We start from the raw sequence: 14124 nt of genomic DNA on the forward strand, positions 1-14124 counted from the left end.
CCGACGAGCCCACTGGCGTGACGCAAGGACCCGGGTGCGAGGACCCGGCTTCCTGGACGACGAGTCTCCTGATCCGGGACTCCCGTCGTGCTCGCCACTCGATCGCCGATGGTTGGTCGGCGCCGGGCGCGCACTGCGTCACGGTCATTCGGGTCCCCCTCCTGCCGCGGTTCATTGCCGTCACCGGCTCCCTGGATGCCGGCCCGAAGGGACGACTCTGATCCGCGGTACAGAAACGCTACGACGATCAGCGGATCTTCGGAACCCGTTGACGGGAATCACTCAGCCGTGCTACCGCTCGGTGTCCCCGAAGCGTCGTCGGCGTCCCCGGCGCGACCGCTCGCGACCACGCCGAGTCGGCCGCCGTGCTCGTGTCCGGCGGCTCCGGCGTCAGGACGAGCCCGGAGCCGGACGTGGCCGAGGCGTAGAGGTCCTCGAGCCAGCTGCGGTTGATCGACGGCACCCGGCTGCCGGAGAACTTGAAGTGCAGGCCGACGTTGGGGTTCAACCAGATCGTGCTCCGGCCGTTGCCGTGGACGACGTCGTCCTTCCACGAGAACGCGAACCGGTGATCACGCCGGAGCATGTTCACGATCACGATCTGCAGGTGTGTCATGGCACGGTCGTCGATGCGGAGGTCGAGCGGCTGGCCGTCGTAGATGAGCTGACCCATGGCCCCTTCTACTCCATGGTGCCGGTGTGGTCGAGCGATCTCGCCCAGGTCGTGATCGTGGTGTCGAACCAGACGGCGTCGACGTTCCGCTCCCAGGCGTGCTCGGCGGGCTCGCTGACCGCCAACGTCACGGTGTCGGGGTGCGCGTCGGCGAACTCCCGACTGACGGCGAAGGGCACGGTGGTGTCCCCCGACGAGTGGATGAGCAGGGTCGGCGGCAGGCTCCGCGGCGCGTGCAACCAGGAGAGCGCGCGGACGTCCACGGGTGAGCGGAGCCTGACGAGGCGGCACACGAGCGGCAGTGCCATCGCCCGGAGCGCGGCACCGACGACGAACCCGGGGAGCCCGGCGCGACCGGCCTGGGAGCGCACCGTCGTCGCCCAGTCGAGCGCCGGCGAGACGAGGACCAGTCCGACGAACCGGTCGCGGTGCGCCGACCGGGCGAGCAGCTCGTGGGTGATCGTCGCGCCCATCGACCACCCCACGATGACGAGCCGTTCGGCCCCGTTCGCGACGGCGTGGTCGAGTGCGGCCTCGACGTCGGGCCACTCGCGGGCCCCGAGGTGCGAGGCGCGGCCCTGCCAGGGCGCTTCGCCGTCGCCGCGGAACGACGGGACGATCGAGGTCCAGCCGGCCTCGAGCGCCGCCGGCACGGTGCGGAGCGCCGTCACGCGGGTGGTGCGGATGCCGTGCACGTGGACGGCCCAGGTCGCGGCGGGCGCGGCGGCGGCGGCCGGCGGGTCGGCGGCGGGCGCGGATGCGGGCGCGAGTGGCGCGGGTGCGGGGCCGCCGTGCCGGATGACCCACGCCGGCGCCGGGCCCACGGGCGTCGGCAGGTCGACCTCCGCCCAGTCGACGTCCATCGCGGCCGGGTCCGGGTGCACGTGCCCGCTCCACCGCACCCGGGTCGACACGTCGCCCGTCGTCCGGACCACCGCACGCCGCACGGTGCCGGCGGCCTCGTCGACGTCGAGCACCGGTCCGACCGTGGTGTGCCCGGTGCCGTCGTGCCACAGGCCGTACTCCCCGGGCGGACGGTGTCGTCGGTGATCGGGAGCCGGATCGAGTCGTCGGTCGTCTCGAGCACCGGGGTCCAGCGGTCGCCGCCGGGCAGCACGATCTTGCCGACGACCTTCCGCACCACGAGCAGGAACGCCGCCGCCAGCACGACGAGCACGCCGAGCACCCACCAGACGATCGTCATCGCATCAGCCTCCGAGACTGCGGGTCAGGGTCAGTTCCGCCGAGCGCACCTGGGCGAGCTCGGCGTCGTCGAGGGTGCGGCCCTGCACCTCGGCGTCGCGGATCGCGATGACGAGGTCGTAGGTCCGCGCCTGCACGTCGCCGTCCCGTTCGACGGCACGCAGCTCGTGGCGCCGGGCGATGCGGCGGAGTCGTCGGTGGTGCCGACGGCACGTCACGTCCCGCCACCACCGGCGGAACGTGAGGGACGCCATCGCGACGACGATGAGGACGATGCCCAGGTAGAACGGCGGGTCGAAGCCCAGACGGAGTCCGTCGCGCAGCGGGGCGGGGAACCACCCGAAGTGGTCGGCGGTGAGGGAGAGCAGCTCGTCGATGCTCGCGATGACCACGAGCGAGAGCCCCACCCGGAAGACCACGAGCGCGACCGGGTTCCGCAGCACGCCGTACCGGAGCGTCGCGGCGGCGATCACGCCGACACCGACCATGTAGACCGACCCGTAGAGCCACATCGCCGGCTGGTGGATCTCCCGCACGATGAAGTGGAAGTCGGTGCCGCCCTGGTCGCGCACGGCGAAGAACGGGACGGCGAAGGCCACCACCACCACGAGGAGCGCGAGCGGGCTCGCCAGTCCCGGCCGCTTCGGCAGGTCGGACGTGCTCGCCCGGAGCATCAGCCAGAAGGCCGCCGTGGCGCACACGTTCTGCACCAGGTTGATGAGGTTCGTGCCCCCGAGGGCACCGTCGAGCACGGTCTGCGGCACGACGCTGCCGAGCGTCAGCAGCCCGAGCGCACCGACGCCGGTCGCTCCCCAGGCGGCGCGGCCACGCGGGTTCCGCAGCACGTAGGGCGTGCGGGCGAGGAAGATCAGCGCCGCGCACCAGAAGGCGGCGGCGTGCAGGACGGCCATCAGCCGTAGGCCCGCTCGTCCGCGCTCGCGCTGCCGGCGAGCAGCACGGTCGCGAGCTCGTACGCGAACCGCTCGGCGAAGTGCTCGTCGTCGTCCGAGATGCTCACCAGCCCGGTGTCGCCGTCGAGGGCGCGGCGGCACACGTGCCCGCCCGAGGCGAACTCGGCGATCGAGGTGGTGGTCGGGGCTCCGGCGTCGCCGTGCACGAGGTGTCCGAGCTCGTGCAGGACGCAGTGCATCCGGTACAGCTCGGGAGCGCCGGCCGGCACCAGGACGAGGTTCTCGTGCTCGAACTGGGACACCAACGCGGTGAGCGGTCCCCAGCTCGGGCCGTCGACGTCGACCACGCGGGTCGGCTTGCCGACGAACCGCCCGACCCCGGCGACGACGTCGGGGAGCCTCGGCGACGGAGGAAGGGTCGCGACGAGTGCACTGACGGTGTCCGACGCGCTCGAGCCCACTGCATCGCCCCTTTCGATCTCCGCGGACAGACTACCTGCACGTCCCCCTTGCGCACGAGGTCGCGCGGACGGAGCCTGGGACCAGGACCGAACCCGACGACCGAACCGACGACCAGGAGCCGACGATGCCCACCACGTCCGTCCACACCGATCCCGAGGCCCTCGCGCTGACGCTCGTCGCCGAGTTCCCCGTCCCGGTCGAGCGCCTCTGGGGCGCCTTCGCCGATCCCCGTCAGCTGGAACGCTTCTGGGGTCCGCCCGGCTTCCCCGCCACCTTCACGTCGTTCGACCTGCGGCCCGGCGGCCGCGCCGACTACCGGATGACGTCACCTCAGGGCGAGCGGTTCCACGCCGTCTGGCAGGTCACCGAAGTCGACGAGCCACATCACATCGTGTTCCGCGACCTCTTCACCGACGCCGACGGCGAGGTCGACGACGCGTTGCCGGCCAGCGAGACCGTCCTGTCGTTCGAGACCGTCGGAACCGGGTCGCGGGTGACCGTCCGGTCGTCGTTCGGGTCCACCGCCGACCTCGAGACCATGGTGGACATGGGCATGGTCGACGGCTACGAGCAGGCCTTCGGACAGCTCGACGCCGTCCTCGCCGACCTGCGCGAATACGCCCTGGGCAAGGGCACCGTCACCGAGCTCGTCGATGACACCCACATCCGCATCACGCGGGCCTTCGCGGCACCACGCCACCTGCTGTGGCGGGCGCACACCGAGCCCGAGCTCGTCCGGCAGTGGTTGCTCGGACCGGACGGGTGGGAGATGACGGTGTACGAGAACGACCTGACGCCGGGTGGCGCGTTCCGGCAGGCGTGGGCGCCCACGGGTGACACCGAAGGCGAGCCGTTCGGGTTCGAGGGCGAGAACCTCGTCGTGGAACCGGAGCGGCGGATCGTGTCGACCGAGCGGATGACCGGTGCGCCGTTCCCGCCGAACACGAACGACCTGCAGTTCGACGAGGCCGACGGCGTCACCCTGCTGACGCTGCGCATCACCTACCCCGACCGGACGCAGCGCGACGTGATCCTGGCCACCGGCATGACCGACGGCATGGAGACCAGCTACCAGCGTCTGGAACGCGAGGTCCTGTCCGCCACGTGACCAGCGGACGGACGGGAGGCCCGGTGCCAGCTGGCACCGGGCCTCCCGTCCGTCACGCGGAAGCGACAGATCCCTGCGAACGTTCCGCACAGATCTGTCGCTTTCGCGGAGGGTCAGGCCTGCGCGGAGGGTCAGGCCTGCGCGGAGGGGTCAGGCCTGCGCGGTCGCCTCGTAGCGGCGCGCGCCGCCGCGCACCCCGGCGAAGCGGTACGGCCCAGCCGTGACGCGCGGACGCTCCACGTCCTCGCTCGTCGCGGCGCCGGTCGCGTGCAGCTCGCGGTACGCGTCCACGGTCAGCGGCACGCGGGCCGAGAGCAGCTGCCGGACGCGGCCGACCCGACGGTGCTCACGGTAGGACGGCTGCACGATGCCGGTGAGGAGCTCGCCGACGCTGCCCGAGCCGTAGCTGAACAGGGCGATGCGCTCACCCGCCAGGTCCTCGTCGAGGTCGAGGAGCGCGGCGAGCCCGATCCAGAGCGACGCCGTGTACGTGTTGCCGGTCTGCTTGTTGTACGTGAAGCCGACGAACAGGTCCGACTCGTCGAACGGCACGCCCACGTGCTGCGTCAGCTTCCGGTGGGCCTTGAGCGCCATCTTCGTGAACGGCTGGTGGTGGACGAAGCGCACGATGTCCTCGTACGCCGGTCCGCCCTGGTCCGCCAGGTCGTCCCAGGCCCCGACGAACGCGTCGACGTAGGCGCTGACGGACAGACGACCGTCGACCAGCGCGGTGGAGCGGTCGTTCGGGCGCCAGAAGTCGTCGACGTCGGCGGTGAACACGCCCGCGGCCGGCTCGATCTCGATCAGGTCGGGGTCGGCGGACATCAGGATCGCGGCCGCACCGGCACCCTGCGTGGGCTCGGCGGCGGTGTCGACGTCGTAGCGGGCGACGTCGGCAGCGATGACGAGCACGCGCTCGTGCGGTGCCCGGGCGATGATGCCGAGGGCGAGCTGCACGGCGGCCATCCCGCCGTAGCAGGCCTGCTTCAGCTCGACGACGCGGACGTTCTTCGGCAGGCCGAGCAGGCCGTGCACGAAGACGCCGGCGGCCTTGGACTGGTCGACGCCGGACTCGGTGGCGAACAGCACGGTGCGGATGCCGTCGACACCGTGGCGGTCGATGACCTCCTTGGCCGCGGCGGCCCCCATCGTGACGATGTCCTCGTCCGGGGCGGGCACGCTGAAGGCGTCCTGGCCGATGCCGACGTGGTACTTCGCCGGGTCGACGCCGAGGCGCTCGGCCAGGTCGTCGAGCTCGAGCACGTGGTGCCCCGTCGCGATGGCGATGTCGTGGATACCGATGCGCGTCATGCTGCGCCTCCGGCCGGCTTCGTGCCCCGTCGCTCCATGGCGACGTGCGCGGCCATCAGCTCCCCGGGTTCGTCTGGGCGGCGAGGAGCGAGAGTTCCCCGCACAGCACCGTGGCGGCGCACAGGGCGGCGAGCCGACGGGCGTTCGCACCGGGCTCGCGGTCCTCGCGGCAGCCGAGGCGCACCAGGGCGTCCTCGACGACGGGCAGGTCCCCGCCCTTGCCGTTGCCGACCGTGCCGACGATCAGGTGCGGCAGCGAGGTGGCGAAGTACAGGTCGCCGTCACGGTTCTCGGCACTCGTGATGCCCTGCGAGCCCTCGACGATGTTCGCGGCGTCCTGCCCGGTGGCCAGGTAGAAGCCGAGCAGCATGTTCGCGTAGTGGGCGTTCGCGGAGCGGAGCGCCCCGGCGATGGTCGAGCCGATGAGGTTCTTCGCGATGTTCAGTTCGACGATGCGCTCGGTGCTCGACCGCAGGCGCTTCTCGACGATCTCGCCGGGGATCACGATCTCGGCGATGGTGTTGCGGCCACGACCACGGATGCCGTTCACCGCGCTGGCCTTCTTGTCGGTGCAGAAGTTGCCCGACACGGACACGTAGCGCAGGCCCGGCTGCCACGCCAGGATCGCGGGCAGGAGCTTGTCCGCCGCCTGCGTGACCATGTTGTGGCCAGAGGCGTCACCGGTCGTGAAGGCGAACCGCAGGAACAGCAGGTCACCGACGATCTCGGGGTGCACCTCGATGAGCTTCGCGAACCGGCTCTGCCCGGCGACCAGCGCCGCGAGCTCGTCCTGTCGTGCCAGGATCTGTCCCGCAGCGACGTGCGCCGCAGCGGCGCTGGCTGCTCGGACGACGACCGAGCGGGTCATGCGCTCGTCGACGACGGTCGCGACGATGCCGTCGTCGACCATGCGCGAGATCCGGGCGCCGCGGCCGACGGACGGCCAGAGCGGCGACTCGTACGTGGCGAGCGGGACCTCGTGCTCGCCCTGGACCGCGTTGCCGCTGATGCGGATCGGTCCGACCCACTTGGTCGGGATCGGCGTGAGCAGGTCACTCATCGAGGGCTCCTTCTGGTGCTCGCACCGCGACGCTGAGGTGTCTGATGTCGTGCGCCTCCCAGGCGCGGTGGATGCCGGCGGGGTCGATGTCCGCGGGGACGAGTGCGATGCCGCAGTCGCCGCCGCCGGCGCCGGACGGCTTCGCCGCTCCGCCGGCCGCCTCGACGACGTCGCACAGGGTCGCGAGGCGTTCGGTCTCGATCTTCGACCCGACCGAGTCACCGAGGCGCTGCATGAGCACCCGGGCTCGTCGGAGCGCGTCGAGCGTCTGCTCCGCGTCGCCGGTCTGGAGGCCCGTGGTCAGGTCGTCGACGCAGCTGCGGCTCTCGTCGAGGAACGCCTGGTACCCGCCGTTGCGGTGCCGACGCACCACACCGACGAGCTTCGTGGTCGAGGCCGGCGAGCCGGTCCAGCCGACCAGGAGCTGCAGGTTCTCGGGGGCCGGCAGCCGCTGGACGTCGAAGCCCGTCCACGCGTCCGTGTCGGTGAGGATGTCGGACACGCGGCGCTCGTCGACGAACGAGGCGAGGTGGTCGCGGTCCGGGGCGCTGTAGCGCAGCCAACCGCCGAAGGTGCTCGCGGCGAGGTCCCCGCCGGATGCCCGCGGGTTCACCCGGATGGTGGCGAGCAGGGCGACCTGGAAGCGCTGCCGCTGCGTCAGGCCGATCCCGTAGAAACGGTCGAGGGCACCGACGGTCGCGACGGTGACCGCCGCCGAGGACCCGAGCCCGAACTTCCGGCCGCTGGCGTCGTCGAGCTGGCTCTCGATCCGCAGGTCGTGGAAGCGCGGGGCGATCCCCCGCTCGGCGCGGAGCTTCTCGACGAGGTCGATCGTCGCCATCACGTAGTCGTAGGGGTGGTGCTCGCGGTCCAGGGCGAGACCGTCCTCGTCGCGCGTCCACGTCAGCGGCAGGTGGCCGTACTCCTCCGAGTGCACGCTGCCCGCACCGTGCGCCTCGGACACGCGTGCCGTGATGGCGCGGTCGAGGGCGATGAGGACGGACGGCTGGCCGGGCTCGACGACGGCGTACTCGCCGGCGACGAACAGCTTGCCGTGGGCGCGGAACTCGATCACTGCACGGACTCCTTCTGGTCGGGGCTGTCGCTCGCTGCGGCGACCCCGATCTCTTCGGAGCGGAGCACCCGAGCGGCAGGTCCGGTGCCGGACTCGATGACGTCGCCGAAGGACGCCAGCGCGGTGGCCACGGCGGAGCGGTCCTCGGGCCGGCAGAGCACGACCACGTTCGGGCCGGCGTCGGCGGTGGCGTAGGCCTCGAGCCCGGCGGTGCGGAGTTCGCCCACGGCGTCGAACACGGCGACGCTGCGCGCGTTGAGGTAGCGGATGGGCGGGAAGGCGCCCTCGATCGTGGCGTGCATGCGCAGCGCGTTGCTCTCGGTGATCTCGCCGATGCGCGTGAAGTCGCCGGCCGCGCAGGCGTCGAGCATGTCGCCGACGGTCTCGGTGGTCGACGTGACCCACGCCGGGTAGAACGGCGAGGTCGCGATGGTGCGGCGCATCGCCTCGCGCGAACCGATGGGCTTCGGACCGGCGTCGATCGTCACGACCACCATGGCCATCGGCGGCGCCGGGATCGGCTCGGCGAAGGAACCCTGGTCGTCGCCGGCGTGCCAGACGGCGACGCCCCCGGGGATCGACCGAGTGGCCGACCCCGAGCCGCGTCGGGCCAGGCGGGAGAGGTCGCGCGGGGAAAGGTCGAGGCCGTACGCCGCCGAGGCCGCGGTGGCGAGCGCCGCGAACCCCGACGCGCTCGAGGCGAGTCCGGCGCCGGTCGGCACGGTGTTCTCGGACACGACGGACGCGCGGGCGTCGCTGCCGGCGAGCTCCCGCACGAGGTCGAGGAACTGCTGCACGCGCACCAGGGCGCCGTCCTCGACGACGTGACCGTTCAGCGTGAACCGGTCACGCGCCTCCTGGCCGTCACCGGAGCCGCCGTCCACCGTGACGGTGGTCGTCGTGGGAACACGTCGAGGCCCATGGAGACGCTGCCCGTGGCGGGCAGCGCGAGCTGCGCGTCCGCCTTGCCCCAGTACTTGACGAGGGCGATGTTGGGGTGCGCGACGGCGGTGGCGGTCATCAAGCGCGGGCTCCGATCGTGGTGGTCCAGGTGGCTGCGGCCCCTGCGCCGCGGAGTGCGGCCGCGATGCGGTCCGCGTGGTCGTCGTCCGCGGCGAGTGCGAGCACGCACCCGCCCCGCCCGCCGCCGGTCAGCTTCGCGCCGAGGGCGTCCGCAGCACGTGCGGCGTCGACGAGCCGGTCCAGGTCGGCACTCGACACGTCGAGTGCGCTGAGCAGGTCGTGCGCGGCGTCCATCGTGGCACCGAGCCCCTGTGCGTCGCCAGCCTCGAGTGTCCCCGTGCCCGCCGTGCGAGCGCGCCGATCCGGTCGATCACCGCGTCGACGGCGACCGGGTCCTGGTCGTGCCGTTCCCGCACGGCCGCGACCGCCTGCCGGGTGTGGCCGGGGACACCGGTGTCGGCGACGACGAAGGTGAAGCGGGCCCCGAGGGCGACGGGCTCGATGCGGCCGCCCTCGAACCAGACCGGCACCGCGGCGACGACACCGCGGGCGTCGAGTCCCGACGGGCGGCCGTGGGCGACCCGCTCGCACTCCTGGATGAGGTCGTGGTGGGTCTCGGCGTCGAGGGTCTCGCCGAGGGCGTCCGCGACGGCTGCCGTCACGGCGGCGGCGACCGCTGCGCTCGACCCCATGCCCTGGCGGTCGGGACCTCGCTGTCGACCCGGACGTGGAAGTGCCGGTCGGTGACGCCGAAGTGTCGCAGGGTCGCGGTGACGGCGGTGACGGTCGGCATCACTGCCGCGGGTGCGAGGTCGAGCGGCCCCGTGTGCACCGTGGACTCGAGGGTGTGCCCGACGACCGTGCCGGTGGCCTCGTCGACGCCGGCGGTGACGGGGCTCACGGTCGCGACGACCTGGGCGTCCAGCACCGGCAGGACGAGTGCGGGTGCGCCGTAGACCACGGCGTGCTCACCGATCAGGATCGTCTTGCCGTGGGACGACGCGGTCCCGGAGCCGGGGGTCGTGGTGGAGTCGAGGTCGCTGCTGGTCATCGTGGGTCACGTCAGCCTAACCGTCCGGGCCGGAGCACGTGTTGGGTTGTGCACAACCGAGTTGCGTGCGATCCTGGTGGCATGCCCGTGACCGACGAGATGGTGTGCTTCTCCCTCTACGCAGCGAGCCGCGCGACCACGCAGGCGTACCGCTCGCTGCTCGAACCGTGGGGACTGACCTACCCGCAGTACCTGGTGCTCGTGACCCTGTGGATCGAGGGTGACCAGACCGTCTCGAGCCTCGGTGACCACCTGCAGCTCGACTCCGGCACCCTGTCGCCCCTGCTCCGCCGCATGGAGCAGTCCGAGCTCGTCCGCCGCGAGCGCCGCAGCACCGACGAGCGCGTCGTGACGATCACGCTCGGCGACCGCGGCCGCACCATCCGTGCCGACCTCGCGCACATCCCGGCGACGATCGCCGCCGGCATGGGGCTCCCCGATGAGCAGGCCGCCACGGAGCTCATCGCGACCCTGCACCGGCTGACCGAGACGATGCACGCCGCGGCCACGGACGCACCGGCTCGAGACTCGGCCTGAGCGACACTTCTCGCCGCGCAGCGCCCGAGATCTGTCGGCCAGCCCGAGTCTCGGGCCAGGCCGCCACTGACCCCACGAAGGAAGGAACACCATGGAAGCCCTCTACACCGCCGAGGCCCTGGCCACCGGCGAAGGCCGCAACGGCCACGTCGCCACGAGCGACGGCACGGTCGAGTTCGACCTCGCCATCCCCAAGGAGATGGGTGGCTCCGGCAACGGCGCGAACCCCGAGCAGCTCTTCGCCGCCGGGTACGCCGCCTGCTTCCACTCCGCCCTGCAGGGCGTCGCCCGCAGCCAGAAGGTGAAGATCACCGACTCGTCCGTCGGCGGCCGCGTCCAGATCGGCCCGAACGGCAACGGCGGCTACCAGCTCGCCGTCATGCTCGAGGTCGTCATCCCCGGCCTGGAGCACGACCAGGCCCAGGCACTCGCCGACGCAGCCCACCAGGTCTGCCCGTACTCGAACGCGACCCGCGGCAACATCGACGTCACCATCGTCGTCTCGGAGGACTGACCCATGAGCACCACCACCCCCACCACCATGCGCGCCGTCGTCCACGAGACCTTCGCCGAGCCCGCCGAGGTCCTCGGCGTCCAGGAGCGCCCGGTCCCCACGCCCGGCGCCGGCGAGGTCCTCGTCCGCACGGTCCTCTCCCCATCCACAACCACGACCTGTGGACCGTCCGCGGCACCTACGGCTTCAAGCCCGAGCTGCCCGCCGCCTCGGGCACCGAGGCGCTCGGCGTCGTCGAGGCCCTGGGCGAGGGCGTCACGAACCTGACGGTCGGCCAGCGCGTCGCCGGCGGTGCGTTCGGCGTCTGGGCCGAGTACTACACCGCGAACGCCGCCGGGCTCGTGCCGGTGCCGGACGCCATGACCGACGAGGCCGCAGCACAGCTCGTCTCGATGCCGTTCAGCGCCATCAGCCTGCTGCACTCGCTCGACCTGCACGAGGGCGACTGGCTCATCCAGAACGCCGCCAACGGTGCCGTCGGGCGCATGGTCGCCCAGCTCGGCGCGGCCCGCGGCATCAACGTCATCGGCCTGGTGCGCCGCGCCGCCGGTGTCGAGGAGCTGCGCGAGCAGGGCGTCGAGCGCATCGTCGCCACCGACGCGGACGACTGGAAGGACCAGGTCGCCGCGATCACCGGAGGCGCCCTGATCGTCGCCGGTGTCGAGTCCGTCGGTGGCAAGGCCGCCGGCGACATCGCCAGCGTCCTGGGCGAGAACGCCACCCTCGTCGTCTTCGGCGCGATGGCCTCGCCCACGCTCGAGATCCCGTCCGGCAAGGTCATCTTCGGCCAGCTCACCGTGAAGGGCTTCTGGGGCAGCGTCGTCAGCAAGACGATGCCGGCCGAGACGAAGGGCCAGCTCTTCGGCGAGCTCATCACACGCGTGCTGGACGGCTCGCTGACGCTCCCCGTCGCGGAGACCTTCGCGTTCGAGGACGTCCGCGACGCCGTGCGTGCCTCGGACACCGCCGGCCGCGTCGGCAAGGTGCTCCTGCGCCCGTAGCGGGACCAGCGGACGGACGGGAGGCCCGGTGCCAGCTGGCACCGGGCCTCCCGTCCGTCTGCACGCGCGATCACCGCGCCACGCGCGTGACCTAGCCGCGCGACGCCTTCTGCGGGACCGTGAAGATGTTGCCGGTGGTGACGCCTTCTTCCACCTCTTCGAGGGTGCGGCCGCGGCTCTCCGGCACGAACTTCCAGATGAAGAGCAGCGCGAGCAGACCGACGATGCCGAAGCCGAAGAACGTCCCGGTGATGCCGGTGGCGGCGACGATGGTCGGGAAGTAGAGCCCGAGGAACGCGTTGGCGATCCAGAGGCAGAACACCGAGATGCCCATGCCGAGCGCGCGGATCTGGGTCGGGAAGATCTCCGACAGCACCACCCACACGGCGATGTTGAGGAAGGTCTGCATCGAGCCGACGAACGCGACGACGAGGAACAGGATCACCCACGGACGAGCCGGGTTGCCCTCGGGCAGTGCGACCGAGGCGATGCCGATCAGGAAGTGGCAGACCGTCGTGAGCGAGAACCCGATGATCAGGGTCGTCCGGCGGTTGATCTTCTCCATGTTGTACAGCGCGATGACGCCACCGACCACGGCGATCACGCCGGGGGCGATGTTCGCGATGAGGGCTGCCGACGCCTGGAACCCGGACTCGATGAGGACGGTCTGGCCGTAGTACATGATCGAGTTGATGCCGGTGAGCTGCTGGGCGACGCCGAGCCCGGCACCGATGAGCACGATGCGGATGAGCCACTTGTTGCCGCGCAGCGTCTGCCACCCGCTGACGCGATCGGCCTTCGCCTCGAGGTCGTTGCTCCGCTTGATGTCGTCGAGTTCGGCGGTCGCACGCTCCGTGGTGCGGACCTGCTGCAGGACGGACAGCGCTTCGTCGTAGCGCCCCTTGGACGCGAGCCAGCGCGGCGACTCCGGCACCCGGAGCATGCCGACGAAGAGTGCGATGGCAGGAAGCGCACAGACGGCCAGCATGACGCGCCAGACGCCGTTGCCCTCACCCCACAGGTTGCCGATGATGGCGTTGACCACGAACGCGGCGAGCTGCCCGATCACGATCATGAGCTCGTTGCGGCCGGACAGCGAACCCCGGATCTCGTACGGCGCGAGTTCAGCGAGGAACACCGGGACGACGGTCGATGCACCACCCACCGCGAGGCCGAGGAGGACACGGCCGACGACGATGACGCCGAACGTCGGTGCGAAGACGCAGATGAGGGTGCCGAGGAAGAACGTCACGGCGAGGGCGATGATCGTCTTGCGACGCCCCCAGCCGTCGGCGATGCGGCCGCCGAGCATGGCACCGATCGCGGCGCCGAACAACAGGGAGCTGGTGACGACGCCCTCGGTGAAGTTCGTGAGGCCGAGTTCGGCCTTCATCGGGTTCAGGGCACCGTTGATGACACCGGTGTCGTACCCGAAGAGCAGCCCGCCGAACGTGGCGACCAGGGCCAGGACGCCGAGGCGTCGGCGGTGCGGTCCGGTCCCGATCGGGGCAGTGCGACAGTCGGGGCTGTCGGCTTGATGTCGACCATTCGGTGACTCCTTCGTCGGTGATCGCGCTTCAGTGCGTGCACCGATGGTAACCCGAATCCATGTCCTGTCAATTGGACATTCTGTCGTCAGGACGATTGGATCGGTCCACATAACACCTGGTCAGAGCAGGAGCGCTCCAACGCACTCCGGGTGAGCATCAGGACCCGTCGGACTCCGGGCTGTCCCCCAGCACGTCGCCGAGCGACGCCATGTCCGCGCCGTGGTCGGTGTAGCGCCGGACGGTCCGTCGAGCAGCTGCGCTCGCGGCACCGGACAGCGCCGGGTTGCGTCGCGCGGCGTCGGCCACCCGGCCCGCGTGCCCCGCCGTCGAGAGCAGCACGTTCGCCAGTGCTCGGGCGTCACCCCGCTCGGGCACCCCGGTGACCGTCCACGCCGTGCGCACCTGGGCGTCCGGCGTCACACCCCGTCGTGTGCCCATGCGGTGCCAGTCGGACAGCACGCCCTCGGTCCGGGAGGCCGCCCGGTCGGCCTCGCCCGCTCGACGGCGCGCGGCGTCACGCGCGTCGGATTCGCTCGCGCCCTCGACCGTGTCGTACCGGTCGGTGAGGCCGTCGGCCCGGCGCCGGACGCTCTCCGCCTCGTTCACGAGCAGCGCCGTCGTCACCGCCTTCTTCTGCGATGCGGGCGGCGTGCGCGGCGGCAGCCGCGGCGAGGATCTCCGAACGCTCCATGGCCTCGACGGTAG

The 14124-nt window shown here is 71.6% G+C and carries 15 protein-coding genes and 2 pseudogenes; 4 read left to right on the top strand and 13 right to left on the bottom strand.

Annotation, left to right across the window (positions count from 1 at the left end):
- Positions 1 to 247 precede the first annotated feature (247 nt).
- The 4 genes from ACZZ0J_RS08645 to ACZZ0J_RS08660 form a co-directional block, all read right to left on the bottom strand.
- A complete protein-coding gene (locus ACZZ0J_RS08645) occupies positions 248 to 673 on the bottom strand; it encodes a DUF7882 family protein (protein WP_463436251.1) in 426 nt (141 codons plus the stop codon).
- 8 nt (positions 674 to 681) lie between these two features.
- A complete protein-coding gene (locus tag ACZZ0J_RS08650) occupies positions 682 to 1650 on the bottom strand; it encodes an alpha/beta hydrolase family protein (RefSeq protein WP_463436252.1) in 969 nt (322 codons plus the stop codon).
- A gap of 231 nt (positions 1651 to 1881) precedes the next feature.
- Positions 1882 to 2787: a hypothetical protein gene (locus ACZZ0J_RS08655; protein ID WP_463436253.1), complete on the bottom strand. Its 906-nt coding sequence runs from the start codon at positions 2785 to 2787 to the stop codon at positions 1882 to 1884.
- Positions 2787 to 3248: a hypothetical protein gene (locus ACZZ0J_RS08660; protein ID WP_123291784.1), complete on the bottom strand. Its 462-nt coding sequence runs from the start codon at positions 3246 to 3248 to the stop codon at positions 2787 to 2789. The genes ACZZ0J_RS08655 and ACZZ0J_RS08660 overlap by 1 nt, the downstream gene beginning before the upstream one ends.
- Positions 3249 to 3373: 125 nt before the next feature.
- Here ACZZ0J_RS08660 and ACZZ0J_RS08665 point away from each other — a divergent pair, with 125 nt between their 5' ends.
- On the top strand, positions 3374 to 4357 hold the full coding sequence (locus tag ACZZ0J_RS08665) for an SRPBCC family protein (RefSeq protein WP_463436254.1): 984 nt from the start codon (positions 3374 to 3376) through the stop codon (positions 4355 to 4357).
- A gap of 150 nt (positions 4358 to 4507) precedes the next feature.
- Here ACZZ0J_RS08665 and ACZZ0J_RS08670 read toward each other — a convergent pair whose 3' ends face one another.
- The 7 genes and pseudogenes from ACZZ0J_RS08670 to ACZZ0J_RS08700 form a co-directional block, all read right to left on the bottom strand.
- Positions 4508 to 5668: a hydroxymethylglutaryl-CoA synthase gene (locus tag ACZZ0J_RS08670; RefSeq protein ID WP_463436255.1), complete on the bottom strand. Its 1161-nt coding sequence runs from the start codon at positions 5666 to 5668 to the stop codon at positions 4508 to 4510.
- A 55-nt stretch (positions 5669 to 5723) separates the two neighbouring features.
- Positions 5724 to 6728: a hydroxymethylglutaryl-CoA reductase gene (locus ACZZ0J_RS08675; protein ID WP_463436256.1), complete on the bottom strand. Its 1005-nt coding sequence runs from the start codon at positions 6726 to 6728 to the stop codon at positions 5724 to 5726.
- Positions 6721 to 7803: a phosphomevalonate kinase gene (locus tag ACZZ0J_RS08680; protein WP_463436257.1), complete on the bottom strand. Its 1083-nt coding sequence runs from the start codon at positions 7801 to 7803 to the stop codon at positions 6721 to 6723. Before ACZZ0J_RS08680 ends, ACZZ0J_RS08675 begins: the two co-directional genes overlap by 8 nt.
- Positions 7800 to 8824 (bottom strand): annotated as a pseudogene (mvaD, locus tag ACZZ0J_RS08685) (diphosphomevalonate decarboxylase). Before mvaD ends, ACZZ0J_RS08680 begins: the two are co-directional and overlap by 4 nt.
- On the bottom strand, positions 8824 to 9060 hold the full coding sequence (locus tag ACZZ0J_RS08690) for a hypothetical protein (protein WP_205463056.1): 237 nt from the start codon (positions 9058 to 9060) through the stop codon (positions 8824 to 8826). The pseudogene mvaD and the gene ACZZ0J_RS08690 overlap by 1 nt, the downstream one beginning before the upstream one ends.
- The gene (locus ACZZ0J_RS08695) at positions 8955 to 9458 is read right to left on the bottom strand and encodes a mevalonate kinase family protein (protein WP_463436258.1); all 504 of its coding nucleotides are present in this window, start codon (positions 9456 to 9458) and stop codon (positions 8955 to 8957) included. Before ACZZ0J_RS08695 ends, ACZZ0J_RS08690 begins: the two co-directional genes overlap by 106 nt.
- Positions 9425 to 9817 carry a hypothetical protein gene (locus ACZZ0J_RS08700; RefSeq protein WP_463436259.1) on the bottom strand — a complete coding sequence of 131 codons (393 nt, stop codon included), beginning with the start codon at positions 9815 to 9817 and terminating at the stop codon, positions 9425 to 9427. The genes ACZZ0J_RS08695 and ACZZ0J_RS08700 overlap by 34 nt, the downstream gene beginning before the upstream one ends.
- Positions 9818 to 9898: 81 nt before the next feature.
- On the opposite strand from ACZZ0J_RS08700, the gene ACZZ0J_RS08705 reads away from it, so the two are divergent.
- The 3 genes and pseudogenes from ACZZ0J_RS08705 (at position 9899) to ACZZ0J_RS08715 (ending at position 11869) form a co-directional block, all read left to right on the top strand.
- A complete protein-coding gene (locus ACZZ0J_RS08705; protein ID WP_463436260.1) occupies positions 9899 to 10354 on the top strand; it encodes a MarR family winged helix-turn-helix transcriptional regulator in 456 nt (151 codons plus the stop codon).
- Positions 10355 to 10445: 91 nt separating this feature from the next.
- Complete coding sequence (locus ACZZ0J_RS08710; protein WP_017885422.1) at positions 10446 to 10868, top strand: organic hydroperoxide resistance protein; 423 nt, start codon at positions 10446 to 10448, stop codon at positions 10866 to 10868.
- 27 nt (positions 10869 to 10895) lie between these two features.
- Positions 10896 to 11869 (top strand): annotated as a pseudogene (locus tag ACZZ0J_RS08715) (zinc-binding dehydrogenase).
- Between the two features lie 91 nt (positions 11870 to 11960).
- Here the strand turns inward: ACZZ0J_RS08715 and ACZZ0J_RS08720 are convergent.
- Complete coding sequence (locus ACZZ0J_RS08720; RefSeq protein WP_463438160.1) at positions 11961 to 13373, bottom strand: sugar porter family MFS transporter; 1413 nt, start codon at positions 13371 to 13373, stop codon at positions 11961 to 11963.
- A gap of 202 nt (positions 13374 to 13575) precedes the next feature.
- On the bottom strand, positions 13576 to 14043 hold the full coding sequence (locus ACZZ0J_RS08725) for a hypothetical protein (protein ID WP_463436261.1): 468 nt from the start codon (positions 14041 to 14043) through the stop codon (positions 13576 to 13578).
- Positions 14044 to 14124: the final 81 nt, after the last annotated feature.

It is taken from the genome of Curtobacterium sp. AC272, from assembly GCF_979258155.1.

Coding starts and splice junctions, on each gene's coding strand:
- ACZZ0J_RS08645 (WP_463436251.1), bottom strand. CDS start 673: ATGGGTCAGCTCATCTACGACGGCCAGCCGCTCGACCTCCGCATCGAC.
- ACZZ0J_RS08655 (WP_463436253.1), bottom strand. CDS start 2,787: ATGGCCGTCCTGCACGCCGCCGCCTTCTGGTGCGCGGCGCTGATCTTC.
- ACZZ0J_RS08665 (WP_463436254.1), top strand. CDS start 3,374: ATGCCCACCACGTCCGTCCACACCGATCCCGAGGCCCTCGCGCTGACG.
- ACZZ0J_RS08670 (WP_463436255.1), bottom strand. CDS start 5,668: ATGACGCGCATCGGTATCCACGACATCGCCATCGCGACGGGGCACCAC.
- ACZZ0J_RS08675 (WP_463436256.1), bottom strand. CDS start 6,728: ATGAGTGACCTGCTCACGCCGATCCCGACCAAGTGGGTCGGACCGATC.
- ACZZ0J_RS08690 (WP_205463056.1), bottom strand. CDS start 9,060: ATGGACGCCGCGCACGACCTGCTCAGCGCACTCGACGTGTCGAGTGCC.
- ACZZ0J_RS08695 (WP_463436258.1), bottom strand. CDS start 9,458: ATGGGGTCGAGCGCAGCGGTCGCCGCCGCCGTGACGGCAGCCGTCGCG.
- ACZZ0J_RS08700 (WP_463436259.1), bottom strand. CDS start 9,817: ATGACCAGCAGCGACCTCGACTCCACCACGACCCCCGGCTCCGGGACC.
- ACZZ0J_RS08705 (WP_463436260.1), top strand. CDS start 9,899: ATGCCCGTGACCGACGAGATGGTGTGCTTCTCCCTCTACGCAGCGAGC.
- ACZZ0J_RS08710 (WP_017885422.1), top strand. CDS start 10,446: ATGGAAGCCCTCTACACCGCCGAGGCCCTGGCCACCGGCGAAGGCCGC.